The sequence below is a fragment of the Rhodomicrobium sp. genome, assembly GCF_047605405.1.
Taxonomy (GTDB): domain Bacteria; phylum Pseudomonadota; class Alphaproteobacteria; order Rhizobiales; family Rhodomicrobiaceae; genus Rhodomicrobium; species Rhodomicrobium lacus.
The window spans coordinates 52,960-77,073 of record NZ_JASGFR010000019.1 but is presented as its reverse complement, the minus strand read 5'-3'; the positions used below and the strand labels follow the sequence as shown (position 1 = coordinate 77,073).

Genomic DNA, 24,114 nt, shown 5'->3' with positions numbered 1-24,114 from the left:
GTGCCGCGCACGCCATTGTCGTCGGAGCGGTCGCCGAACTGCCCGACATAGGACACGCCCACCGTCACATTCGAAGACACGGCTGTACCCAGACCGGCCTCGACGAAGGCGACATCCCGCGAAATCGGGCTTCCCGCCACCGTGAACGCATCGCCGCCCGAAAACGCGAATGTGCTCGTCGGCGTGACGTCGCCGAAGGCGTGCCGCCAACCGAAGGAGCCTTTTGCCGTGAGGCCGATGCCGCCGAGGGCGAAGTCGCGGGAGAGATGCACGCCGAGGGTCGAGTAGCCCACGCCGGTATCGCCGGAGCGCGCAGCAAGCGCCGCCGCCCCGCCGGTTTCGTTGAAGGCGTCGGAATGCACGTTCACGAAAGCTAGCCCTGCGAACGGTTCCACGACGACCGCGCCCGCTGGCGTGGCGATGGCCCCGAGGCGATAGCCGACCTCGCCGAACACCTGCCCCGTGACCGCCTGATAATCCGCCTTCAGGCGATCCGTGTAGCCGGTGAACGCGACGCCGCGCGACAGCGAGATGTCGGAGATCGTGAAGGAGCCGCCGACGCGAAGCGCGACCGGTCCCCATGCGCCGCCGCCATAGAGGCCGAAATGGTAATTCTCGCTCGATCCGCTGGATGCGACTTCAGAGGCTTTATAGGTTGAATGGCTGTAGCCGGACAGGAAGCCCGCGCGGATGCCGCTGCCGACGAGGCCGTCGAAGCCAGCGAAGAAGCCGCCCGTTGTGTGATCGATGGCGTGTGCGTTGCCGTTGCCGTCGATGCCGCCCCACGATCCAAACCCGCGTCCCCAGGCCGAGAGGCCAGCCGCGCAGGGTGCGGCGGGCTCGTCCTTGGCGGAAACGGGCTGCCACTCGGTGCCGCACTGATCGTCGTCGCGCAGACGGTCGAGCGCGGCGCTCCGCGCAAAGCGGCTGTCGTCCACGAGCGCGGCCTTGGCCGATGCATGCGCTTCGCCCGAAAGCTGGTTGAAGGCGACGCGCGCCGTTTCGTAGCTCGTCAGATATCCGACCGCATCGCGCAGCGTGTTGCCTTCGGAAAGGCTTTGCAGCCCGTTCGCGGCCGCTGTCTCGTTGCGGGTTGTGGCCGCCGCCGAGAAGGCCGAGGTCTGCGTCACAGCAAGCGTGACGGCGTTTCCAGGGTATTTGGCGACGAGGTCGTAAAAGGCCGAAAGCGTGGTGTCGCCCGTCAGCGTGTATTCGCCGGAAACGCCGCCAGCGGCGGTAAGCACTGTATAGGTGGAGCCGATGGTATAGCGGCCGCTCGCGGTTTTCGACACATTCAGGATCGCGCCGTCCACGCTTGCGGCCCCCGTGATATTAATCGCGTCGGACGCGGTCGAACCGGGCGTGACCTGCACGGCGTAGGTGGAGCCGCTCGCTTGCGTAAAGTTTCCGCCAACCGTCAGCGTGCCGATGCCGTCACCGACCTTGAGCACTGCCGTGGAGGCAACCGTCACATTGCCGGAGAAGCTCAGGCCGCTCGTCAACGTCCACGCACCGCCGTAGATGTTCAGGTTCTCGAACTTGGTGGCGTTGGAGAGGGAACCTGCGCCAGTACCCTTGAGATTGAGGGTGTCCGCGCCCGTGCCGCCGTCGATCTGGCCGTTGACGGTTGCGCCTGTATAGAGGTTCAGCGTGTCGTTGCCGCTGCCGAGCTGAATCGCCCCGTTGATGGCGGACCCGGCGAGAAGCGTCACCGTGTTGTTGCCGCCGTCGATCCGGATCGCCGCCGTGCCGCCCGTGATCGTGCCGCTGTTCGTGATCGTGTTGTCGTAAGTGCTCCCGGCGATCCAGATGCCGTAGCCGGTCGTGCCGGTGATGGTGCCGTCATTGGTGATGGATACCGCCGCCACACCCGGACCACCCGCGCCGTCGTCGATCAGGATGCCGTTGGTCGCACCGGAAATGGTTGCGCCCGTGTGGTTGATGAGGGTGCCGCCGCCTGCCGCGATGCCTTCCGAGCCGTTCGGATTGCCGCCGCTGTCCACGCCGCCTGCGCCCGTGCCCTGAATGATTCCCCAGTTTTCTATGTAAGCCACACCGTCGATATCGACGCCGTCGCCGTCGCCGTTGTTGACTGTCGCGCCCGTACCCGTCTGGTCATAGGCGTTGCCGGGGCCTGCGTATGCTCCAGTAATCGTGCCCCAGTTGTAGACTCTGCCCGTTCCGTCCGAACCGACGCCCGAGCCGTTATTTCCGGTGATCGTGCCGCCCGCATAGTTGTAGACGGTGACGTCGGTATCGGCGGTGATACCGTGACGGGGGCCGCTGATCGTGCCGTAGTTATTTACGGTCACCCCGGTATTTCCTCCGACGTCGATGGCGTCGGAGGCACTCTTCGCGCTCGCGCATGCCGTTGCGCCGAGATAGTCGGGACACTTCGTATTGTAGGGACTGGTCGAGATAATCGTCCCGGTATTGGTGATCGTCATGTTCGAGCCCGGACGCAGCGCATCGTCGTAGGCCGCGCTGAGAGTGCCGGAATTCGTGATCGTTCCGCCCGTCGCATCACGCGCGTCGATGGCTTGACCGGAGCTGCCCGTCGCCGAAATGGCGCCCGCGTTCGTGATCGTGAGGGCGCTGACGTTGCTCCCGACCTTGATGGCGTCGTCGCCGGAAGCGGTTATCGTGGCCCCGGCGTTATTGGTGATGGTAAGGCTTCCAGACGCATCGCTGCCTTTGATGGCGCGCTTGCCGTTCGCCGTATCGGATATGGTGCCGGAATTGGTGATCGTGACGTTCGAGCCCGAAGCCGTGACCGCGTCACCGCTGGTGACGGCCACCGAGCCCAGGCTCGTGACGGTCAGGCTGCTGCCAGCAGTGGACAGCGTCTGGCAACCGCTTGCCGTGTTGATGCTCCCGCCGCTACCGCACGCCGCCTCTGCCGCATTCGATACCAGAACCAGACTCACAGCCGCGAATGCGGCGCAAGAGCCGGAAAACATTATCTTGCCCATTTGCCCAACTAATTCTTTGATTGCCCACCCGAATTTTCGGACCTTATGAGCGCTCCTTGAAGCTTGCGTGACACTCTTGGCCTGGGCCTTGGAGGGCGGTCGCGGTGATGCATTTGGGCTACTCATCGCTCACGTGGGGCGAACGCCGTCTTTCTGAATTGGACAAAAGCGAGAGAGGAAGCGGGCAGGCTCGCGCGCCGTCACTTCGAGACGACAGACAAGCCAAAACACGGAGCGCGCTTTCGATTGAATCAAGAGCGCGCGCCGTGGACTCTTTAGGCCTGCCTGCCACCGAGGGTCTTCTTGGCGCAGAGGCAAGATCTGCTTTCTGCGCCGACGCGCATCAATGCAGCGCGGAGTCTTTTGCCCGTTCCGCGACATCGGGCGAGGCGGGTGGCTCGTTCCTTGAGGAACGGCGTTCCTCCGCGATCCTGAAAAATGCGACCGCGTCGACAAGTTCGTGGGCCTGCTCCTCCAGACTTCTCGCCGACGCCGTCGCTTCTTCTACAAGCGCGGCATTTTGCTGTGTGATTCTGTCGATCTGGGTGATTGCCACATTCACTTGCTGCACGCTCTCGCTCTGCTCCTTGCTGGCCATCGCGATACCGCCGATGATCGAATTGACGCGCTGCACCTGACCAACAATCTCTTCCATCGCCCTGCCCGCGCTTTCCACGAGTTTGGCCCCTTCGTCGACCTTGCCGACAGAGTTCGCAATGACAGCCTTGATATCCTTGGCGGCTTCAGACACGCGCTGGGCAAGGCTGCGCACTTCCGAAGCCACCACAGCGAAACCGCGGCCCTGCTCGCCTGCACGCGCCGCCTCGACCGCCGCATTCAACGCCAGAAGGTTCGTCTGGAAAGCGATGGCGTCGATGATGGTGGTGATATCGGCGATCTCACGATTGCTTGCGGTGATGTCATTCATGGTCGTCACGACCTGAGACACCAGCTGTCCACCTTGAAGGGCGCATTTGGATGCCTCGGCGGCGAGTTTATTGGCTTCCTGCGCGTTGGCGGCGTTTTGCTTCACCGTGGAGGCGATTCCCTCGATGCTGCTCGCTGTTTCCTCAAGGTTTGACGCCTGATTTTCCGTGCGTCTCGACAGGTCATCGTTCGCAGTCGCGATCTCGCTCGCGGCGTTCTGGATCGTGCCGGACGCCGCTCGGATCTGCGCGATGATGACGCGCAACTGATCGACCGTTCTGTTCGAGTTGTCTTTCAGATCGGCAAACACGCCCTCGAAATGACCATCGATCTTCTGCGTAAGGTCGCCTGCCGCGAGAGCTTTCAAAAGGCGGTCGATGTCATTGAGAGCATGCTCGCTCGTGCCGAGGATCGCATTGAGGCCTTGTGACATTTCGAGGAGGAAACCGGACTTCCCGGCTTCTGCCGCCCGCTTCGTATAGTCGCCCGCGGCGGCGGCATCGACAAGAGCCGCTATCTCTCTCTCTGCGATCAGTTGGTCGGTTATATCGTTCCATTGCGCGGCCGTCCCGAGCCGTTCGCCGTGCTCGTCGAGGACTGGACTGATGACGACATCGAAGTTTCGCCCGCCGAACACCCTGCGCAGCGCGGTCTCTTGCTGCGAATATGCCGACGTCCACGCGGTGTCATTTTTGCCGAATACCTCAACGCTCCCCACGATCTTGCCCGCATCGAAGCCGGGATATTGCCGCTGGAGGGCCGGTTCGTGCTTTTTGAGCATCGCAGCGAAGGCCTTGTTCACGTAAATGACCCGGCCTTCGATATCGGCGATGCGAACGGGGACGCCAACATTGTCGAGCGCAGCCTTGACGCGCGCATTGTAGCGCGCGGCGCTGGCGCCGGCTTCAAGCACGTCGCGGACTTTGTCGATAGCGTCGCTAATGGCCTTTCGCTCACCCGGCTGGGGCGGAATGTGCTTCGAGAAATCGCCTTCGGCGTACTCCTCGACGAGTTTGGCGATGCACATCGTCAGATCGATCTGCCCACGCACCATCTCGTTTACATTGTGGGCGATCTCGCCATAGGTTCCCGTAAACTCATGCGCGCGAAGGCGCACGGAAATACGCCCTTCCGAATTATGGGCGTGCGCCATGTCGATCTGCGCGGCGGAGAATTTTTGAAGCGTCGTCATCACGCTGTTGACGGCATCGCTGACCTTCCGCAGTTCATCCTTCGAGTGACTTTCGACAGGCTCGGCAAGGTCGCCACGAGCGAGCCTGTTCGCGCCGTTTTCGATCGCTTTCAAAGAACGAAGAACAGACAGAAGCGTGCCGATAAAAATATAGAGAACAATGAAAAGCGCGGCACCGCTCACGAGGAATACAAACTGCATATTTCGTTCGGCTTTACTGCCGCGGCTTGCCAGGATGCCGTCGAGCGTATCGAGCGAAAAATCCATGAGCGCGTAAAGCTTTTCGATGGCGTTGGATGAGCGCTTGGCGAATTCATCTCGTTCGGTGCTGAAGTCACCGCGCAAGAGAGCGCCTACCTCTCTTTTAAGAAAATAAGCCGTTGCAACTCTTGCCTGGTCGCTCCGGGCTTTTATTGTTTCCGCAATGCCTGGATTGGCCGTGATGGCCTTATCGAGATTTTGCCTCGACGTTTCGAAATCGCGGCTTACGATTTCCGACAACACGCTCAGCCGGACACGCTCCGATGCTGAGCTATCTTTCCTCGACAGCACGGCTTCGCCTTCATATTCAAGACGGATCACATTGCTGGTGAGCGCCGGAATGCCTGAGGTCGTCGTCAAGATGAGGTAGTATGCATCCGCTTCCGGGTCCAACGTCAACTTGCTGTCGTCGGCGATAAAGGCAATGAAATCATGGATCTTGTTCGTAAAATCGATGAGACTTCCGTTGCCGCTATCTATAATCGTTAAAGTGGACGCATTCTTCACTCCCTTCCAGTTTTGCTTCAGGATAGACAAAGTTTCCTTCGTCCTTTGAAACGACTGGATGGCGGCGAGTTTGCCCGTCAAAAGCTCCAGCATTTCATCGATGGTTTCCCGGGATTTTGCCTCTTTCTTTTTGGCCTCATCCTGACCGCCGAGGGCGAGAGGGTTGGCGATACCGTAGTCCTGCGCCGCCTGTAGCAGGCGCCTTGCCGGCACGATCAGTTCAAGTCCGATCTGCTCTTGCTTGTTGAACTGCAGATCTCTGTCGAGTTCATTATACAGTTCAAATGAGAGTGTCGCCAAAGGCACGACAAACAGAAGCCCTGCGAGTCCCAACTTCGATCCAAAATGAAGTCTGCTCATGATCGCCATAGCTGGCGCGAAAAGTACGTTCAACATCCCCCGACTCCAACCAACAACCATACTTTAGCTTAGGTTGTACGCGATGAGGGTTGGCGGTGCGTTGCCACAACCGCTAAAACTGTGACGAACAGAGCGGTTAACGGCCGGAGACATACCAGACGAACGGCACGCGCATGCCCCCGCCTGTGGCAGGCGAAGGCGACGTAACGCATCGGCCGTTCCAGTCGCGTAGGTTCAGCGCCGCTGACGAAACCGCGTTCGCTCGCTTATGCTATCCGGGCGAGGCTCAAGCCTCAGTAGACGATCACCGAGCGGATGCTCTCGCCCCTGTGCATCAGATCGAACGCGTCGTTGATCTTCTCAAGCGACATCCTGTGCGTGATCATCGGATCGATTTCGATCTTCTTTTCCATGTACCAGTCTACAATCTTCGGCACGTCGGTACGGCCGCGCGCGCCGCCGAACGCCGAACCCTTCCACACGCGGCCCGTGACGAGCTGGAAGGGCCGCGTGGAGATTTCCTTGCCCGCTTCCGCCACGCCGATGATGATGCTCGTGCCCCAGCCGCGATGGCAGCATTCGAGCGCCTGCCGCATCACGGTGGTATTGCCGGTGCAGTCGAAGCTGTAGTCGGCGCCGCCGCCCGTGAGGTTCACCAGATGAGTAACGATATCGCCCACGTCCTTCGGGTTGACGAAATGCGTCATGCCGAAGCGGCGGCCCCACTCCTCCTTCGACGGATTGATGTCGACGCCGACGATCTTGTCAGCGCCCACCATGCGCAGCCCCTGGATCACGTTTAGGCCGATGCCGCCGAGGCCGAATACAACGCAATTCGCGCCAGGCTCCACCTTCGCGGAGAAGATCACCGAGCCGACGCCCGTCGTGACGCCGCAGCCGATGTAGCACGAGGTGTCGAACGGCGCGTCCTCGCGGATCTTGGCCACCGCGATTTCCGGCAGCACCGTGAAGTTCGAGAACGTCGAACAGCCCATGTAGTGGAAAATCGTCCGCCCCTTGTAGGAGAAGCGGCTCGTGCCGTCCGGCATCAGGCCCTTGCCCTGTGTGGCGCGGATATGCGTGCAGAGATTCGTCTTGCGGCTGAGGCAGGATTTGCACTGGCGGCATTCCGGTGTGTAGAGCGGGATGACGTGATCGCCGGGCTTCACGCTGGTGACGCCCGCGCCGACCTCGCGCACCACGCCCGCGCCCTCATGGCCGAGAATCGACGGAAAGATGCCCTCGCTGTCGAAGCCATCCAGCGTATAGGCATCGGTGTGGCAGACGCCAGTCGCCATGATCTCGATCAGAACTTCGCCCGCCTTCGGGCCTTCGAGGTCCACATCCACGATTTCGAGCGGCTTCTTCGGCTCGAATGCCACTGCTGCGCGTGTTTTCAATCCCGTATCCTCCTCAAGCCAATTCCCGGCCGCCCTGTTCTTGTAAATTTATCTCGCAACGTCCGGCGCAGCCCGCCGTCGCTCAACATCCACGGGATGTGAAGCAGCGCCTGCCATCAAAATCGGATACATCTCGAATGTCGCAAGGGCAATGAAAGCCGCCGTGAAGGGAGTGCCGCTCCAACGGCAATAGCCACGCAGAGGCGCGGAAGACGCCGGGCGTTCGCCTGGCGAGCGCATCGTCAACGGCCTTTACACCCGCATCGGCGGCTCGTCGGCCGTTCCGGCCAGACGAGCGCGCGAATTACCTCAGTTCATGCGGCCATGAACCAAAATGAACGCGAACCGCGCTAATACGTCACGACGATGCGCGTATAGTCGCTGTCGCTGACGAGGCCGAAAAGCTCACGCGCGTCCTCGGGATGCAGCCGGATGCAGCCATGCGAGACGGGGCGTCCGAGATTGCCGATGTCGTAGGAGCCGTGGATCGCGTAGCCGCCATGGAAAAAGATCGAATAGGGCATCGGCGAATTATTGTACTTGCTCGACCGATGGAACACGGCGAGCCGCTGCGGGCTATAGACGCCGTTCGGCGTGTTGTAGCCTCCGCGCGCGGTCGAGACAGGCCATGAGTAGTAATGTTCGCCGTCGACATAGACATACATCATCTGACGCGATTTACTGATGCGGACTTCCACATCGGCCTGCGCAACAGAAAAGGATACGGTGCAAGCGACAACGCTCGCAACGGCGACGGAAACCTTGCCCATCGGGGTGCCCCACAACCGGATACTGTGCCCAAGAAGCAGCGAAAGCCGCTTCGACTTACATTGAAGCGAAAGGCTTTTCGCCCTCGCTCGACGACAGCCACGGACGCACGCTCAGCCGGAACGCGCACCACGGCTTAATGCCAGAGTTTACGCTTCGCTTGTTAAAGGAATATTGAGGCCGGAAGTTCCCACGCCGCGAAGGTTGATCGTCACGATTTCCGGCGGCACGAGGAAGCGCACCGGCATGTGAGACAGGCCGAGACCGCTCGATACGACCAGATGCCTCCCGGCCTCCTCGACATGACCATAAGCCAGATCCGCATTGTCTCCGCTGTATTGCGGCGGAAGTCCGGGGCGGCCGACGAACGGGATATAGACCTGTCCACCATGCGTGTGCCCGGCGAGCGTCAGCGCGACCCGCTTCGGGGCCACGCGGAAAATGTCGGGTTCGTGGCACAGCATGATGAGCGGGTCGTCGCCGGTCACGGCATCGAGCGTGGCTTCGAGATCCCGAATTCCCGCAGTCGGCGATACGATCTGATCGACGACCCCGGCAATCCAGAACGGGGTGCCTCGATGCGACAGCTTCACGGCCCGGTTTTCGAGGAGGTCGAACCCCGCCTTTTCAAAGGCGCGCCGGATCGACGGCGCTTCGCCGGAGAGCCAGTCATGATTGCCGAGCACCGCATGCACCCCGAGCGGCGCCGAAAGCTCCGCAAGCGCCGCAACCCATTCCCTGACCGGAACCGACCGCGATACGAAGCGGGGGCGCAGCGCGTTCACGTAATCGCCGAGCAACACGATCATGTCCGGCTTCAGCGCACCAAGCCGCGCCGCGATGTCGCCGATGCGCCGCGCGGGCATCCACGGTTCGACCGCATGGATGTCGGTCATGACGCCGATGCGAAGCGGAGGCGCCGAAGCGGGCCAGGACGGGTGCTCGATATCCCAGCCGGTCACGGCCAGCCTATAACGCGGCTCCATGGCGAACGCGTTTGTCGCACCGAGGAGGCCGGAGCCGACGGTCCCGGCGGCAAGGGTGAGAAAGCTGCGGCGTGTGATCATGCGTCGATCATACAGCCCGTTTTTTACCTATTCGTGGCGCGGCGAGGCCAATTCTCTGTTATCGGCGATGATTTCCGCGAACAGATGGGCGTCCACATTGCCGCCCGACAGCACGATGGCAACGGTCCGGCCCTCCACGTCGAGAGCGCCGGACAGAATCGCGGCGAGAGCCACCGCCCCGCCCGGTTCGAGCACGAGTTTCAGGTCGCGCCAGGCATAAGCCACGGCCTGCCGCACATCCGCATCGCTGACGACGAGGCCGCCCGCGAGGCGGTCCCTGTTCAGCGCGAATGTAAGTTCGCCGGGCTCGGGCATGAGCAGCGCATCGCAGATGGATTTAGCGCCGGGCTCGTTTCGCACGCGCTTGCCGGCTGCGAGCGAACGCGCCAGATCGTCGAAGCCTCTGGGTTCGACGGAATAGATTTCCGCCTCGGGAACGCGATCCTTCACGGCAAGCGCTACGCCCGCGACAAGGCCGCCACCGCTCGCCGGAGCGAGGACCGCGTCGAGTTTCGCACCCGCCACTTCTGCCTGCCGCGCAAGCTCCAGTCCCACCGTGCCCTGCCCCGCGATCACGTAAGGATCGTTGAACGGCGCGATGAAATCCGCGTCGAGCTTCTGGCAAAGGTCGCGGGCGATCGCCTCGCGGTCTTCGGTCTCGCGGTCGTAAAAGACGATGTCCGCCCCGCTTGCGCTCGTGCGCGCGATCTTGATCTGCGGCGCATCGGACGGCATCACGATGGCGGCGTCGATTTCGCAGAGCCGGGCGGCTTCGGCCACGCCTTGCGCGTGGTTGCCCGACGAGCAGGCCACCACGCCGCCGGGGAATGCCTGTCTGTCGACACGGGACACGCGGTTATAGGCGCCGCGAAACTTGAAACTCCCGGTCCGCTGAAGCGCCTCCACCTTGCAGAGGATGCGCCCGCCGAGTTTTTCGTTCAGCGTGCCGAACTCAAGAAGCGGCGTTTCGACGGCGTGAGGCCGGATGCGTTTGTCGGCGTCAACAATGTCTTCAATCGTCGGCGTCTGCATGAAAGCGTCCCGCGTGTCGTTTGTCCCAGAGCGTTTTCCAGCGAAGTGGACCGGTTCGCGTGAACAAAACGCGTCAAAACCAGAGGACCAGGGACAACTCCTTCTTGTCTCGTGGAGCTTTGATTTCGACACCGGAAACCAGCGTGCGGCAGGTCAGCCCCAAATGTCAATTCACGCCGTCAAGCAGGCATTCATTGGCAGGCATTTTCTTCTCGCGCGCTTTCGCCGAAGCGGGGAGCGCCTTGGCGGATTATGGCTTAGGAGATCCAAGGTCGAACATCGCTTTTTGAATGCGCCCCACGGACAGGTCGGGCTTCAGTCGCATTCAAAGTCGGGACCGAAATAGGCAACGTAGGCGCCACAAAAGTGAGGCCGATTTCAAATCCACCGCTCCGGTTTACCCATCGCGGCGGTCGGACGAGCCTCTGTTGGCCTCGACGATGATGTCGCGGAAGCGGCGGGCGCACGCGGCCCAGCTGAAGCGTTCGGCGTAGGCGCGGCAGGCGCTTCGGTCGAGCTTGAGCGCACCCAGCGCTGCTTCGCGCAGATCGTCGCCGATGATGCCGACCCGGCCGTTTTCAACAACGTCCTTCGGCCCGGTGACGTTGAACGCCGCAGTCGGAACGCCGCACGCCATTGCTTCGAGAAGCACGTTGCCAAAGGTGTCGGTGAGGCTCGGGAAAACGAACGCGTCGGCGCTGGCGTAGTGCTCGGCAAGGTCGTCGCCGAACTTGGCACCCGTGAACACCGCGTCGGGATAACGATTGCGCAGTTCTTCGAGCTGCGGGCCTTTACCGACGATGACTTTCGTGCCCGGCAGGTCGAGATCGAGAAAGGCGTCGAGGTTCTTTTCGACCGCGACGCGGCCGGCATAAAGGAAGATCGGTCGCGGCAGCTCGGGGAAGCGGTCTACCGAGCGCGGCCGGAACAGGTCGAGATCCACCCCGCGCGACCAGAGATGGACGCGCCGGATGCCGTGGTCCGCCAGCTCCTGACACAGCGACAGCGAAGCCGCCATCACCCCCACGCCCGAATTATGGAACCAGCGCTCGAAGCCGTAGCCCCACGATACCGGCACCGGCGCGCGGGCCGCGACATATTCCGGGAAGCGTGTGTGATAGCTCGTCGTGAACGGGCGCCCCGCCTTGAGGCAATAGGCTCGCGCGGCCAGCCCGATAGGTCCTTCGGTCGCGATATGGATGAAGTCGGGGCGGGCATAGTCCACGCGCTCGGCGACATCGCTCGGCCGGATCAGCGCGAGGCGGATTTCGTCATAGGTCGGCAGCGGGAGCGTTCGGAAGCCTTCCGGTGTGAGAAACGACAGGTCGAAGCCTTCGGCGGCGGCTTCCCGTTCCAGATTGAGGTAAGTGTTCACGACGCCGTTGATCTGAGGCTTCCAGGCGTCTGTCGCGAGCAGGATGCGCATCACGATGTCACGGGCGCGACCGGCGTCTTTGTCGGTTTCGACTGGATAGCGCGGAGTTGATCCGTCCAGCGGACGATTTCGAGCCGGCCGTCGAAATGCTCCACGACGGCGGTCCCGCTGTCCACCCAGTCGCCGGTATTGACATATTGAACGCCGTCGATGATGCGCACGCAAGCATGGTGGATATGACCGCAGATCACGCCAGTAGCGCCGACGCGGCGCGCTTCGGCCGTGAGCAGGCCCTCGAACTTGCTGCCGTTGAAAATGCGTTTCGCGCGGTATTTGAGCCAGGCCGACAGCGACCAGTACGACATGCCCATCGCGCGGCGCACGACGTTGACGCCGACGTTCACCGCCGATGCAACGTCGTAGGCGATGTCGCCCAGCACGGCGAGCCACCGCGCCTTGTTCACGACGTCGTCGAACTCGTCGCCGTGGACGACGAGGAAGCGGCGGCCATCCGCCGTGTCGTGGATCGCGCGCAGGCGCACCTCAAGTGTCCCGAGCGTCGTGCCCGCGAGAATGCGCAATTCTTCGTCGTGATTGCCGGGGATGTAAACGAGGCGCGTCCCGGCCTGCGCCTTGGCCAGAAACTGCTGGATGACCTCGGTTTGCGAGGCGCGCCAACTCGGTCCCCGCCGAAGCCGCCAGAAATCGATCACATCCCCTACGAGGAAGATCACGGCGGCGTCGTGGGACTTCAAGAAACTCAATAAGTCCTCGGAGCGGCATGCTCGCGCGGCGAGGTGCATGTCCGAGAGAAAGATGGCGCGGTATCTCACGCTCGTCTTATATCGCGTCAAAACGCATCGATCCACCCCGTAGAGGAAATACGATTATTTTAAGTGCGTTACCGGGAGGTGAAAGCTATCCCCGGTGAAGCCCACGATTAAAAAAAAGCATCCTGACGAGATTCTCGCCCATTCGAGGCATGCCCCGCGGCCCTGCTGGGCGGCATCATGGAGCGAAGGCCAGACCGCGTCGCGATCGCGCGAGGGGCTGTGGAGAGCAAAAAAACTGGCTGCCGGCTTCGATCCCCGGAGGAGGGGAGCGGCGGCAAAATGGCCCTTTCCAAGTTCCAGCAAGAGGCCCCGGCGAATGGCACCGCGTCACCGCGCCGGAAACGATTAAAGGGAAGCGTTAGGCGCGGGGAATTGCCGCATCGTTCCGCGCGACGAACCGAGAGCCGTGAACGGCCAAATGCAAAAAAGGGCCAGCTTGCGCTGACCCCCTTCGTAGCGTTCCGTCCCGCTTACTTGTAGGGTTCGAGAGCGGGGACCGGATCGCTCCATCTGTATTTCAGGCCGACCGAGACGAGGTCGACGGCGACATCTGTGGTGCCGGCAAGTACCGTCGTACCGCCATTGCCGCAATGGGAAGAGGTGCCACTCGACGCGATGCAGTAGGACCCTTCGTCGAAGAAAAGGTGCGAATAAGCCAGATCGACAGTGATCTTGTCGGAGTACTTATAGCTCGCGCCGACGCTTACGCCGATGCGGTCCGAATCCGGGATCAGGATGTTGCGGGTCTTGTCGTCGATCGGCGAAACTTCATAGCTTGCGCCGGTGCGCAGCGTGAGCGTCGGGCTGTAGAGATATTCGAAGCCGATCGCGTATTTCCAGCCGTCGCGGTAGTTCAGGTTCAGCGTTTCGCAGACGCCGTTCGTGCAGGCACCGCTAACAGCCTTCACATTGCCGATTCCGCTCCAGCCTTGCCATTCCACCGTGCCCAGAACGGCGAGGCGTTCCGTCAGCTTCTGCCTGAGCGAGATCGAAAGTTCGTCGGGAAGCGAAAGCTCGCCGGTTGCGGTCGTGCGAACGCGAGAGGCGCTTGTGACGAGACCAACGCCCGGCACGACAACCGTCGCGGCATCCCGCTTGTAAGATCCTTCAAGCTCCAGATCGACGCGAGAGCGATAGCCGACGCCGATTGTAGTGCCCTCTCTTGGCTCCCAGAGCAGACCCGCCGTAGCGCCGACGCCCCAGTCGTCCGCCGAGTAGCTGCGCCACGAGGTTCCGGTGCCGGTGCCGAATCCGTCACGCGTGAGGCGGATCTTGAAATATTCCACCTGTGCGCCGACGCCGACCGTCAGTGTCGGAGTGATCTTGTATGCCAGGGTCGGGTTGAGGTTCAGCGAGAAGATCTTCGAGGTGTCGGCAACTGCGTTCCCTGACCAAATGCGGTCCGGCTTGGTGATGAAGCCGAACGGAGCATTCATCGCGAGACCGGCCCACAGCCGATCATTGAGCTGATAGGTCGCATAGGATGCCGGGATGAACGCATCAGTTCCGTTGTTGGCGCTTTTCGGCAGCGGAAGGCCCGTCAAAGCCCCTCCCGTCGCCGTGAGGTCGGCATCGCCGAAAGCGATCGTTCCGTTGCTCGATGTGTTGAAGCCGGGAAGCGTCGCCGTCGCGGCCGAGTTCCAGAACATCGAGCTGATGTCACCGCCCGCCGCTGTACCGGCAAAGGACATGCCCTGGAAATAGGCGGACTGCTCGCGCACGCCGAACGAACCGGCGTTCGCTTCGTGCGTCAGCGCGGCCCCAGCCAATAGCGCGGCCGCGCTGACGCACGCCAGCCGCACGAATTTCGATGTGCCCATAGTCCCCTCCCAAGCGAGCCCGGCGCATGCCCCGCGCCTTTATTTTTCCTCGTGAGGGAACTTAATCATTAAATTCTCTGCTCTGGCAATGGGCCGAAAGGTCGGAAGGGGAAGCCGAATCAGCCTTCGGCGCGAAGCGGAAATGCCCCTAAATTTGGTGCGCCGCATGAAAATAAATGAAATAAAAACAATGACATCGCAGAACGATGACGGATTTGTCGCGATTGCGGCGCCCCTTCAAAACTGACGAATTCATCAGTTTCGACGGGGCATTTGTTCGGTGTTTTGCCCAATCACTGTTGCATGGCTGTCACGCAATTTTCGACTGGTCTGAACGCGATTATCGCAAAATCGTTACTTGTAGGGCTCAAGCTCCACGACCGGTGCCAGACTGTATTTGAAGCCGACCGAAAACACGTCAGCGGAATTGTCCGAGCTGCCACGCACAAGAACCTTCTGCGCGCTGCTGACGCAATGGGAGGTTCCTCCTGTGGCCTGATCACCGATGCAGAAAGGCGCGTCGTCAAAAAAGGCGTGGGCGTAGGCTGCGTCCAGCCGGATGCTCTGCGACCAGTTATAGGAACCGCCGAGCGAGACGAGCACGGTATTCGAATCCGGCAGGCCCGGATTGCGGTTATAATCCGTCACGGGCGACGAGTCGTAGGCGACACCGGTGCGGAACGTGATGTCGGGGCTGTACTGATATTCCGCGCCGATGGCGAAATACCAGGAGTCGCGCAAGTTGAGGTTGATGACCGCTTCCGTGCCGGCGCCGGAGTCCACAACGAGATTGTTGATGCGGCCCCAGTTTTCCCACTGAACGGTGCCGAGCAGCGCGACGCCCGGCAGGACGGTGTGCCGCAAGCTCCAGGTGACCTGCTCCGGCAGGGTCTGGTCGAGGGTGGCGCGCGTATAGACGCCCGGGCCGCGATAGCTTCCGTCGAGTTCGACGCCCACAGCCGAGCGATAGCCGATGCCGACGCTCGTACCCGGCGCGACCTCCCAGAGCAGCCCCGCTGTCGCGCCGACGCCCCAGTCGCTCCCCCGGAACGCCGTGCCCTCGATGGCACCGAACGGTCCGGAGTTCAGCCGCGTCTGATAATAAAGGGCCTGCACGCCGACGCCGACGGAGAGGGTCGGCGTGATCTTGTAGCCAAGCGTCGGGTTGACATCGACCGAGAAGATGCGCTGCGTGGAAGCGGCAGGCGAGCCGGCCCAATAATTGTCGGGCTTCGTAACGAGGCCGAAGGGCGCGTACATCGCAAGCCCGGCATAGAGCTGATCGTTGATCTGGTAGGTGTAGACCGACGCAGCGGCGGCGCGCGTCGTCCCTGAGTCCGTGGTTGTGCGCAACCCGTTCTCGACAAACGCACCGCCATAAGCCGTCTCGTCGAGCGAGGTTGTGATCACCGTATAGGACGACGACGAATTCAAGCCGGGCGCCACGGTGGTGGCGGCGGAGTTCCAGATCACGGAACTGATGTCTGCACCCGCAGCCGCTCCTGCGTTGGAGGCTCCGAGGAAATAGGTGGATTGCGGCCTCAGGCCGAAAGCATCGGCCGCTTCCGCAGCATCGCCTCCGGCCATGCCTAAAATCAGGATGCTGCCCGCTGTGAGGCAGTGCTTCAAGTGGTGGCCGCCTGTCATGGTTCCCCCGTTTTCAGGACGAGCGCGCACGGTGAATCGTCCATCAAGGAACCCGTAACTGTCTCAACTTGTCCGAAACTGGCACGAGGCTGCCCATGCGCGGGGCTCCCGAAACGCCAGCCGCGCGAGAATGCGTTTAAAAACAGTCGCTCGGAAGAAAGCGTGCGCGTGCGCGCTTCCGCCATGCATCAACACCACGGCCATCGGTGGCGAAAATGATACTGCGGTTCGGCGCTCGTCAGATCTCGCGGGGATGCGGCATGCGCTCGTAAACCCAGATCGCGGCGGGCGGAAGGTTGAGCCAGACACGCGTGTAACGCCACGCCTTGAGCCTGAGCGCATTGACCACGCGCGGCGGTACCGGGCTCGTCTGGCGATAGGTGAACTGGACGAACATGCCGCCTTCATCCAGAACCTGAAGGCTGTTCTTCATCACGAGATAGATGAGCTTCTTCGAGAACAGCCGCATCGGCAGCGTGGAGACTATGGCGCCGACATTTTCGCCGTTGCGCTCCTGCCAAAGCTTCGCCAGATCCTGCGCAGACCCGATCAGCACGTCGACATCGGGAAAACGGCGGCGCAGATGGCCGCCGAGGCGCGCGTCGATTTCGAGCAGCGTCAGCTTGTCGGGTTCCACGCCATTGCGGATCAACTGCCGTGTGACAGCGCCCGTGCCCGCGCCAAGCTCGATGACGTGGGACTCGATTCTCTTGCCGAGAACCTCCGTCATGGCCCGGCCCACGAACGGGCTGGACGGGAACAGGCTGCAAACCTGAAGAGGGTTCTCGATGGCTCGCTGCCAGAACAGCACCGGCCCCTGGGCCGCCAGCGGAAGATCCGATAATTCGATGAGCTTGCTCATGAAGGGCGCTATCTCAAACCCCCGTCGAAACGGGATCGTTTAACGAATCGATAACCCCGTGCCATCGGACAAGTTCGCGCTTTCAGCGGCCCCGGCAGCGGCACGATAAGCGATTTGAATACCTGCTCGAATGTGACAAGCGTAAGACATACGACTCCGGCTTCACAATTGCAATCGCCCGCCATCAGCTTGCGTGAAGAGTGCGTTAAATATCTCTGACTTGTCTATTGCACGGAGAAGTGTCAGGTAATCACGCAAGCGTCAACAAACCGCAACGCAGCGCCCTTAAGTTCACTTAAGGAGGTCTCACCCGTGCCTATCTAACGGAGGGGCCGCCGTCCCCGTTGCCGGAAAAAGCCGATCAGACACGCGCGCTATCAGGGGAGAGAAATGACATCAGCAGCTTTCGATTCGTTGAAAAATATCGCGTCCGCCGACGTCGCCGGAAAACGCGTGCTCATCCGCACAGACCTCAACGTGCCGATGGCGGAAGGACAGATCACCGACGCAACCCGCATCGAAAGGCTCCTGCCGACCTTCCGCGTCCTTGCGTCGCGGGGGGCAAAGATCGTCATCCTTTCCCATCTGGGTCGCCCGGACGGCAAACCGGTCGCCAAATATTCGCTGAAGCCGGTCGCGGACAAACTTGCGGCAATGCTCGGCGCACCTGTAGCCTTCGCCGAAGATTGCATCGGGCCTGCCGCCGACGCGGTCGTCAAGGCGCTTGAGCCGGGGCAGATCGCGATGCTCGAAAACGTGCGCTTCCACAAGGAAGAAGAAGAGAACGATCCCGGCTTCGCCGCCGAACTCGCGAAGCTCGGCGACATTTACGTGAATGACGCGTTCTCCGTGTCGCATCGCGCGCACGCCTCGACTGAAGCCGTGGCACATATCCTGCCGGCCTACGCCGGACCATCGCTGCTGGCCGAAATCGGCGCATTCAGGGTGGCGCTGCATAATCCGAACCGGCCCGTTTCCGCCATCGTCGGCGGCTCTAAGGTCTCGACCAAGATTGCCGTGCTCGGCAACCTCGCGGAAAAGATGGACTATCTCTTCATCGGCGGCGGCATGGCGAATACCTTCCTCTACGCGGACGGTATTTCGGTCGGCAAGTCGCTGTGCGAACCGAATGCGATCGACATCGTGAAGGACATCCGCGCAAAGGCGCAGAAGTCTCACTGCAAGATCGTGCTGCCCGTCGATGCCGTCGTCGCGCGCGAGTTCAAGGCGAACGCGGAAACCGAGGTGATCCCGGTCGGCGAAGTGCCTGCGGATGCCATGATCCTCGACATCGGGCCGCGCTCGGTTGCCGAATTCACGAAGCTCATCGAAGACAGCAAGACGCTCCTGTGGAACGGCCCCGTCGGCGCGTTTGAAATTCCGCCTTTCGGCGAGGGCACGTTCGCGCTCGCCCGTGAAGCGGCGAAACTCACGGAAGAGGGGAAGCTTGTCACCATCGCGGGTGGCGGCGATACCGTCGCGGCGCTGAACGCGGCTTCCGTTACGGACAAGTTTACCTATGTTTCGACGGCGGGTGGCGCCTTCCTCGAATGGCTCGAAGGGCGTACGCTCCCGGGCGTGGCGGCGCTCATCCGCTAGAGCCCGTCCCGATCTGATCGAATCGCGATCGGATCGGTAAAACGGTTTCTTCTTAGATCAGAGGCGGATTCGCCGATCAGGTTGGATAACCCCGATCGGTCCGGCTCTGGAGCATCATCCGCGAAAGTGGCCGCCGGCTTTTTGCGGCATGACGCTGTAACGGCTCAGCGATCAGGTGAAAACCCGAGCGCTGCGCATTGACTCGATTTGCGCGGGCGCGTCACACTGCGTTGGAAAGACGCACGCGCAGTGCTCCGCTTTGCCGGAATTACCGACGATTCGTTCCAATCAGGGAGAGCCGAAAAATGGCCCGCATCACGCTGAGGCAACTTCTGGACCACGCCGCCGAGCACGGTTACGGCGTGCCCGCTTTCAACATCAACAACATGGAGCAGGGCATCGCCATTCTCGAAGCGGCGAAGGAAACAGACAGCCCCGTGATCATCCAGGCGAGCCGCGGCGCGCGCTCCTATGCCGGCGACCTGCTGCTCGGCAAGCTCGTCGAGGGTCTGGAAGCCCAGTATCCGACCATCCCGATCTGTATGCATCAGGACCACGGCAACAACGAAGAAACCTGCGTGAGCGCCATCCGTCTCGGCTTCGACAGCGTGATGATGGACGGCTCGCTGAAGGCCGATGCCTCGACGCCCGCCGATTACGACTACAACGTGCGGATCACGTCGGACGTGACGCGCATCGCTCATTATGTGGGCGTGTCGGTCGAAGGTGAACTCGGCGTGCTCGGCTCCCTTGAAACCGGCACCGGCGAGAAGGAAGACGGTCACGGCGCGGAAGGCGTTCTGTCGCGCGAACAGCTTCTCACCGATCCCGACGAGGCCGCCAGGTTCGTCGCCGCGACGAAGGTGGACGCGCTCGCCGTCGCCATCGGCACGTCGCACGGCGCCTACAAATTCACGCAGAAGCCCACGGGCGAAGTGCTCGCCATCGACGTCATCGAGAAGATCCACAAGCGCATCCCGGATACGCATCTCGTGATGCACGGCTCTTCTTCGGTGCCGGAAGAACTGCTTGAAATCATCAACAAGTACGGCGGCGCGATCCCGGAGACCTACGGCGTGCCGGTCGAGGAAATCCAGCGCGGCATCCGTTTCGGCGTGCGCAAGGTGAACATCGACACCGACCTGCGCCTTGCCGTGACGGCGGCTGTGCGCAAGGTGCTCGCTTCGAACGCGAAGGAGTTCGACCCGCGCAAGTTCCTGAAGCCCGCCATCGAGGAACAGAAGAAGGTCGTCAAGGCGCGTTACGAACAGTTCGGCACGGCCGGCAACGCGTCGAAGATCAAGATCATCCCGGCGGCACAGATGGCGAAGCGCTACGCAAGCGGCGAACTCGATCCGAAGATCGGCTGAGCCGCCGATCTTAAAAATTGACAGCCATGGCCGGGGGCTTCCCCGGCCATTCGTTTGCGACGGTCGCATCAAGGCCAAAAATCAAGGAGCACGGCGTGACGGGTGAAGCGAATTGGCCGCGAGCGGTGGTTTTCGACCTCGACGGGACGTTGATCGACAGTGCGCCCGATATCGCGCACGCTCTCAACGTCGCGACGGGAAAACGCGGCCTTGACCCGTTCACGGTGCCCGAGGTGAAAGACATGATCGGCGGCGGCGTGCCGACGCTCATCCAGCGCGCGCTTGTCGCGCGTGGCCTGCATCCCGACGGCATCATCCCGGTCGTGGAGGACTTCATCGCAGCCTACCGCGAGAACCTGACGACGCACACGGAACTCTATCCGGGCGCGCGCGAGCTTCTGGAGCAACTCAAGGCAGAGGGCCGGAAGCTTGGACTTTGCACCAACAAGCATCACGCGGCGACGCTCGCCATCCTTCAGAAGCTCGACATCGCGAAATATTTCAGCAGCGTGATCGGCGAGCGCGAGGGGCAGCCTCGCAAACCCGATGCAGGTCCGCTGCTCGATGTTCTTCATGCGCTCGATGTCTCGCCCTGCTGCGCGGTGATGGTCGGCGATAGCGAAGCCGACGTTGGCTGCGCGAAGGCGGCGGGCGTCCGCTCCGTCGTCGTCACCTTCGGCTACAGCCGAACAGCACCCGACCTTCTCGGCGGCGACACCCTCATTTCGTCGTTAGGGGAACTCCCGCAAGCGCTCAAGGCGCTGCGTCGCGCCTGCTAGTAACCCGCTTCCGACATTTGCTCGCAAGCGTGCTGCAAACGGATGCAAATGTCGGAACCAAAAGGACCACTAGCAACATCCTGATTCTAGGGGAGCTTTTGAATTTCACATTCGAGCGAGAGTTCGCAGCCACCGGGACTCAAATGTCAAATTCGCCCCACTAGCGCACACAACCCAAATTTGAATCAAACTATATGGTTGACGCTCCCGGAAAGCTAAATATTGTAGCCGACCTACGGGGTGGGTTACGGATGGGCGAAGTTTCCGTACTTCGGCCTCATGCTGTGTATAGGAGTAAAGATCGACGTTTTGCGTTGAATAAATCCTGTTCGACGCGCGCCGATTGAGCCGCTTATTGGGAACGGCCAAGCCGAGGGCAGTAAATGACTAAGATGCAGGGGCGCGCCTCGCTATTTTTGTGGGCGGCATCGGTGGTTGCCTTCTCATTCTCGGGCGCTGCGGACGCGTCTGCCGCCGAGTGCAAGCGGAAGACCGCAGGTTACTTCCTCGAATACATGAACCCCGATGCGCCGAGCAGGCTGGCGCTTTCGCTCCAGAGCATGCCGTCGCCGCTTACGGGAAAACCGGGCGATGCGAGCCGCGGTCGCGATGTGCTCGTTGACCGTCAGCGGGGCGACTGCCTCAGTTGCCACAAGATCAGCGCGGTGACGACGGTCGCCGATCAGGGCGGCATCGGCCCCGCTCTCGACGGCATCGGAAGCCGCTATTCGGAAGGGCAGCTTCGGCAGATCCTCGTTGATGCGAAGGTCTACTTTCCGGATGCCATCATGCCGTCCTACTACAAGTCGGACTCTGGCGAGCCGTCGATCCTGAGCGCGGCGGAAGTCGAGGACTTGATCGCCTATTTGAAGACGTTGAAATAAATCGGGCCAAAGGTGCCCGCTACTGGGAGACGTACCGGTGAGAGGGAACCTCGGTGCGGCACTGTTTCAGATCGCGATAGGAATATTTGCCGCTGCGGTCTTCACCGCGAAGGGCGAGCCTCGGCGCGCCTTCGCGCCCGCCGATGCTTCGAACCCCCTGAAATATCTGATCCCCGGAGAGGAGTTTCTTCCGCCGTCCGTGGCCGCACAGCAGGCTGACGACTTCGACAATCCCGCCTTCGCTCTTGTCGAATCCGGTGAAAAAGCTTGGTCCGCGCCAGAAGGAACGCTCGGTAAGTCATGCCGCTCCTGCCATGGCACGGGCGACAGAAACGGCGTCAGGCGCGCCGCTGCGTCCTATCCGAAATATCTGCCGGGTCTGAAGGAAGTGATCACACTGCCCGCCCGCATCAACCTGTGTCGCAAGAACAATCTCGGCGCGGATGTTCTGGCGGAAGACAGCGCGCCCATGCTCGCCATGACGGCTTATCTTCGCTGGCTCGCTCGCGGCAACCCGGAGACGGTCGACAAAACCGGCCCGGCGGCGGAACTCTTCGAGCGCGGGCGCGCTCTCTATCAGACGAAACAAGGGCTTCTGCAATTGTCCTGCGCGCAGTGCCATCATGAGAGGTTCGGCCAGAAGTTCGGGGGTGACACCCTCAGTCAGGGCCATCCCGTAGCGTATCCCGCGTACAAGCTGGACCAGCAGCGGGTGATCACGCTGCATGAAAGGTTCCGCATGTGCAACGCGCTGGTGCGTGGCAAGGGGCAGCCCGACGGGTCGGACGATTACATTGCGCTCGAACTCTTCCTGAACTGGCGCAGCCGGAACCTGCCCGTCACCGCGCCCGGCGTGCGCCCATGAGCACGCGGGCGACGAGTTGCCGCCATGAGCGCTGACGGCACCGCCAACACGGCAAAGACTGTTGCTGCCCTGTCCATTGCCGGATCGGATTCATCCGGCGGGGCAGGCATTCAGGCCGACCTCAAGACATTCGCGGCGCTTGGCGTCTATGGCGCGACCGCGATCCCGGCCATCACCGCGCAGAACACGCTTGGCGTGACCGCCGTGCATCTCATTCCGGGCGACATCGTCGCGGCGCAGATCGACGCGGTATTCGCGGATTTGAACGTCCGCGCGGTGAAAACCGGCATGCTCGGCGGGGCGGAGCAGATCGGGGCGACGGCGGACCGCCTCCGCCGTTGGGCGGGCGACGTGCCCGTGGTGGTCGATCCCGTGATGGTTTCGACTTCGGGCGCGCGCCTTCTCGAAGCGTCGGCTGTGCGCGCGCTTGTCGAGGGGTTGTTCCCGCTCGCTGACATCATCACGCCGAACCTCGCCGAAGCGGCCGCGCTTCTCGACGTTTCCATCGCGCGCACCGACGGCGAGATCGACGAGCAGGCGCGCCGCTTTTATGCGCTCGGACCGCGCGCCGTGCTGATCAAGGGCGGCCATCGAGACGACGCCACGGCCACCGATGTGCTTTTCGACGGGACCGAGATCCACCGCTTCACCGCGTCGCGCGTGCCGACGCGCAACACGCACGGCACCGGTTGCACGCTCTCATCGGCCATCGCGGCGCACCTCGCGACAGGCGTCCCCATAGCCGCCGCCGTCGAAGCCGCAAAGGCTTATCTTCAGGGCGCGCTGCTTGCCGCAGACGCCTTCCACATCGGCGACGGCGCGGGGCCGGTCGCGCATTTCTGGAAGATGCCGAAAATTTAATAAAACTCGGCGCACGTGCGCCATTGCCGCCGGTTTCGCCCCGCCTTAAGTCGCTTGGAACGCGGGTTCGAAACGTGAGCGGCGGATCATTTTTTTGCTGCATTCGGCAACGAAACCGCAAATGTCGTTCGCTTGCCCGCGAGAGAGAGGGATTGTCTATGTTCAAGATCGTTGCCGCAGCCTGCACCGCCGCTCTCACGCTCGCGGCAGCCAACCCGGCCTTCGCCTTGTGTTCGAGCCAGGGGCTGGAACTCATGAAGAGCCTCGACGGCAGTTGGAAAGGCAAGGGCGCAGTCACGCCCATCGGCGGGTCGGCCGAGCGCATTTCATGCCGCATTTCCTATTCGCTCGCGGGCGGAGACAAGATCAACCAGCTCATCACTTGCGCCGGGGCGGCCTGGAAGATCGAGGCGGCGAGCCGCGTGACCTGCACGGGCAATCGCGTCGAAGGGCTGTTTGAGGAAAAGGTTGCGCATAACACGGGCTCCGTCACCGGCAGCATCGACGGCAATCAGCTCGTCTTCGAGGCCGACAGCCCGAACTTCAAGGGCAATTTCCACGTGACCTTCAAGGAGACGGGAAGCCACGTCGTCGCTATCACGCAATTCGACAGCGCGAAGGGGCGGCAGGTTCCGGTCGCTTCGGTGCAATTGACGCGCTGATCGGCCGCCTTTCGGGCTAACAGGCGCTGCGGGTAAGAGCGGCGCTTGTGAAGCGCGCGCGCGTCTTCTAT

At 61.9% G+C, this 24,114-nt stretch carries 18 protein-coding genes; 7 read left to right on the top strand and 11 right to left on the bottom strand.

From position 1 onward, the window contains the following. From QM659_RS09590 to QM659_RS09540, 11 genes are all read right to left on the bottom strand, one after another. A partial coding sequence (locus QM659_RS09590) for an autotransporter domain-containing protein (protein WP_415188249.1) occupies nt 1–2,972 on the bottom strand: 2,972 nt, incomplete at its 3' end. A 343-nt stretch (nt 2,973–3,315) separates the two neighbouring features. Continuing rightward, complete coding sequence (locus QM659_RS09585; RefSeq protein ID WP_415188248.1) at nt 3,316–6,255, bottom strand: methyl-accepting chemotaxis protein; 2,940 nt, start codon at nt 6,253–6,255, stop codon at nt 3,316–3,318. Nucleotides 6,256–6,512: 257 nt separating this feature from the next. Further along, the gene (locus QM659_RS09580; protein ID WP_415188247.1) at nt 6,513–7,619 is read right to left on the bottom strand and encodes an S-(hydroxymethyl)glutathione dehydrogenase/class III alcohol dehydrogenase; all 1,107 of its coding nucleotides are present in this window, start codon (nt 7,617–7,619) and stop codon (nt 6,513–6,515) included. Between the two features lie 350 nt (nt 7,620–7,969). After that, nucleotides 7,970–8,389 carry a L,D-transpeptidase gene (locus tag QM659_RS09575; protein ID WP_303484158.1) on the bottom strand — a complete coding sequence of 140 codons (420 nt, stop codon included), beginning with the start codon at nt 8,387–8,389 and terminating at the stop codon, nt 7,970–7,972. A gap of 147 nt (nt 8,390–8,536) precedes the next feature. After that, on the bottom strand, nt 8,537–9,454 hold the full coding sequence (locus tag QM659_RS09570) for a metallophosphoesterase (RefSeq protein ID WP_415188246.1): 918 nt from the start codon (nt 9,452–9,454) through the stop codon (nt 8,537–8,539). Nucleotides 9,455–9,481: 27 nt separating this feature from the next. Continuing rightward, nucleotides 9,482–10,486 (bottom strand): threonine ammonia-lyase, encoded by a 1,005-nt coding sequence (locus tag QM659_RS09565; RefSeq protein ID WP_415188245.1) that lies wholly within the window; start codon nt 10,484–10,486, stop codon nt 9,482–9,484. Between the two features lie 397 nt (nt 10,487–10,883). Further along, on the bottom strand, nt 10,884–11,912 hold the full coding sequence (locus QM659_RS09560) for a glycosyltransferase family 4 protein (protein ID WP_415188244.1): 1,029 nt from the start codon (nt 11,910–11,912) through the stop codon (nt 10,884–10,886). Next, complete coding sequence (locus QM659_RS09555; protein WP_415188243.1) at nt 11,912–12,625, bottom strand: UDP-2,3-diacylglucosamine diphosphatase; 714 nt, start codon at nt 12,623–12,625, stop codon at nt 11,912–11,914. Before QM659_RS09555 ends, QM659_RS09560 begins: the two co-directional genes overlap by 1 nt. A gap of 539 nt (nt 12,626–13,164) precedes the next feature. Then, nucleotides 13,165–14,514 carry an OmpP1/FadL family transporter gene (locus QM659_RS09550; RefSeq protein ID WP_415188242.1) on the bottom strand — a complete coding sequence of 450 codons (1,350 nt, stop codon included), beginning with the start codon at nt 14,512–14,514 and terminating at the stop codon, nt 13,165–13,167. Nucleotides 14,515–14,868: 354 nt separating this feature from the next. Continuing rightward, nucleotides 14,869–16,161 (bottom strand): OmpP1/FadL family transporter, encoded by a 1,293-nt coding sequence (locus tag QM659_RS09545; protein ID WP_415188241.1) that lies wholly within the window; start codon nt 16,159–16,161, stop codon nt 14,869–14,871. 238 nt (nt 16,162–16,399) lie between these two features. After that, the gene (locus QM659_RS09540) at nt 16,400–17,023 is read right to left on the bottom strand and encodes a class I SAM-dependent methyltransferase (protein WP_415188240.1); all 624 of its coding nucleotides are present in this window, start codon (nt 17,021–17,023) and stop codon (nt 16,400–16,402) included. Between the two features lie 390 nt (nt 17,024–17,413). Between QM659_RS09540 and QM659_RS09535 the strand changes: the two genes are divergently transcribed. From QM659_RS09535 to QM659_RS09505, 7 genes are all read left to right on the top strand, one after another. Further along, nucleotides 17,414–18,622: a phosphoglycerate kinase gene (locus tag QM659_RS09535; RefSeq protein WP_415188239.1), complete on the top strand. Its 1,209-nt coding sequence runs from the start codon at nt 17,414–17,416 to the stop codon at nt 18,620–18,622. Nucleotides 18,623–18,927: 305 nt separating this feature from the next. Continuing rightward, the gene (gene fba, locus QM659_RS09530) at nt 18,928–19,992 is read left to right on the top strand and encodes a class II fructose-bisphosphate aldolase (protein WP_303484149.1); all 1,065 of its coding nucleotides are present in this window, start codon (nt 18,928–18,930) and stop codon (nt 19,990–19,992) included. 95 nt (nt 19,993–20,087) lie between these two features. Further along, nucleotides 20,088–20,771 carry a phosphoglycolate phosphatase gene (gene gph, locus QM659_RS09525; RefSeq protein WP_415188238.1) on the top strand — a complete coding sequence of 228 codons (684 nt, stop codon included), beginning with the start codon at nt 20,088–20,090 and terminating at the stop codon, nt 20,769–20,771. 383 nt (nt 20,772–21,154) lie between these two features. Continuing rightward, complete coding sequence (soxX, locus tag QM659_RS09520; protein ID WP_127077051.1) at nt 21,155–21,655, top strand: sulfur oxidation c-type cytochrome SoxX; 501 nt, start codon at nt 21,155–21,157, stop codon at nt 21,653–21,655. 37 nt (nt 21,656–21,692) lie between these two features. Next, a complete protein-coding gene (gene soxA, locus QM659_RS09515; RefSeq protein WP_415188237.1) occupies nt 21,693–22,520 on the top strand; it encodes a sulfur oxidation c-type cytochrome SoxA in 828 nt (275 codons plus the stop codon). 24 nt (nt 22,521–22,544) lie between these two features. Further along, on the top strand, nt 22,545–23,381 hold the full coding sequence (gene thiD / locus QM659_RS09510) for a bifunctional hydroxymethylpyrimidine kinase/phosphomethylpyrimidine kinase (RefSeq protein ID WP_415188236.1): 837 nt from the start codon (nt 22,545–22,547) through the stop codon (nt 23,379–23,381). Between the two features lie 158 nt (nt 23,382–23,539). Further along, a complete protein-coding gene (locus QM659_RS09505; RefSeq protein ID WP_415188235.1) occupies nt 23,540–24,043 on the top strand; it encodes a hypothetical protein in 504 nt (167 codons plus the stop codon). Nucleotides 24,044–24,114 lie beyond the last annotated feature (71 nt).

What these genes read in the sequence shown, in the direction of transcription:
- QM659_RS09585 (WP_415188248.1), bottom strand. Translation starts at nt 6,255, where the DNA reads ATGTTGAACGTACTTTTCGCGCCAGCTATGGCGATCATGAGCAGACTT.
- QM659_RS09535 (WP_415188239.1), top strand. Translation starts at nt 17,414, where the DNA reads ATGACATCAGCAGCTTTCGATTCGTTGAAAAATATCGCGTCCGCCGAC.
- QM659_RS09560 (WP_415188244.1), bottom strand. Translation starts at nt 11,912, where the DNA reads ATGCGCATCCTGCTCGCGACAGACGCCTGGAAGCCTCAGATCAACGGC.
- QM659_RS09575 (WP_303484158.1), bottom strand. Translation starts at nt 8,389, where the DNA reads ATGGGCAAGGTTTCCGTCGCCGTTGCGAGCGTTGTCGCTTGCACCGTA.
- QM659_RS09550 (WP_415188242.1), bottom strand. Translation starts at nt 14,514, where the DNA reads ATGGGCACATCGAAATTCGTGCGGCTGGCGTGCGTCAGCGCGGCCGCG.
- QM659_RS09565 (WP_415188245.1), bottom strand. Translation starts at nt 10,486, where the DNA reads ATGCAGACGCCGACGATTGAAGACATTGTTGACGCCGACAAACGCATC.
- thiD (WP_415188236.1), top strand. Translation starts at nt 22,545, where the DNA reads ATGAGCGCTGACGGCACCGCCAACACGGCAAAGACTGTTGCTGCCCTG.
- fba (WP_303484149.1), top strand. Translation starts at nt 18,928, where the DNA reads ATGGCCCGCATCACGCTGAGGCAACTTCTGGACCACGCCGCCGAGCAC.
- QM659_RS09540 (WP_415188240.1), bottom strand. Translation starts at nt 17,023, where the DNA reads ATGAGCAAGCTCATCGAATTATCGGATCTTCCGCTGGCGGCCCAGGGG.
- QM659_RS09545 (WP_415188241.1), bottom strand. Translation starts at nt 16,161, where the DNA reads ATGACAGGCGGCCACCACTTGAAGCACTGCCTCACAGCGGGCAGCATC.
- soxX (WP_127077051.1), top strand. Translation starts at nt 21,155, where the DNA reads ATGACTAAGATGCAGGGGCGCGCCTCGCTATTTTTGTGGGCGGCATCG.
- QM659_RS09505 (WP_415188235.1), top strand. Translation starts at nt 23,540, where the DNA reads ATGTTCAAGATCGTTGCCGCAGCCTGCACCGCCGCTCTCACGCTCGCG.
- QM659_RS09570 (WP_415188246.1), bottom strand. Translation starts at nt 9,454, where the DNA reads ATGATCACACGCCGCAGCTTTCTCACCCTTGCCGCCGGGACCGTCGGC.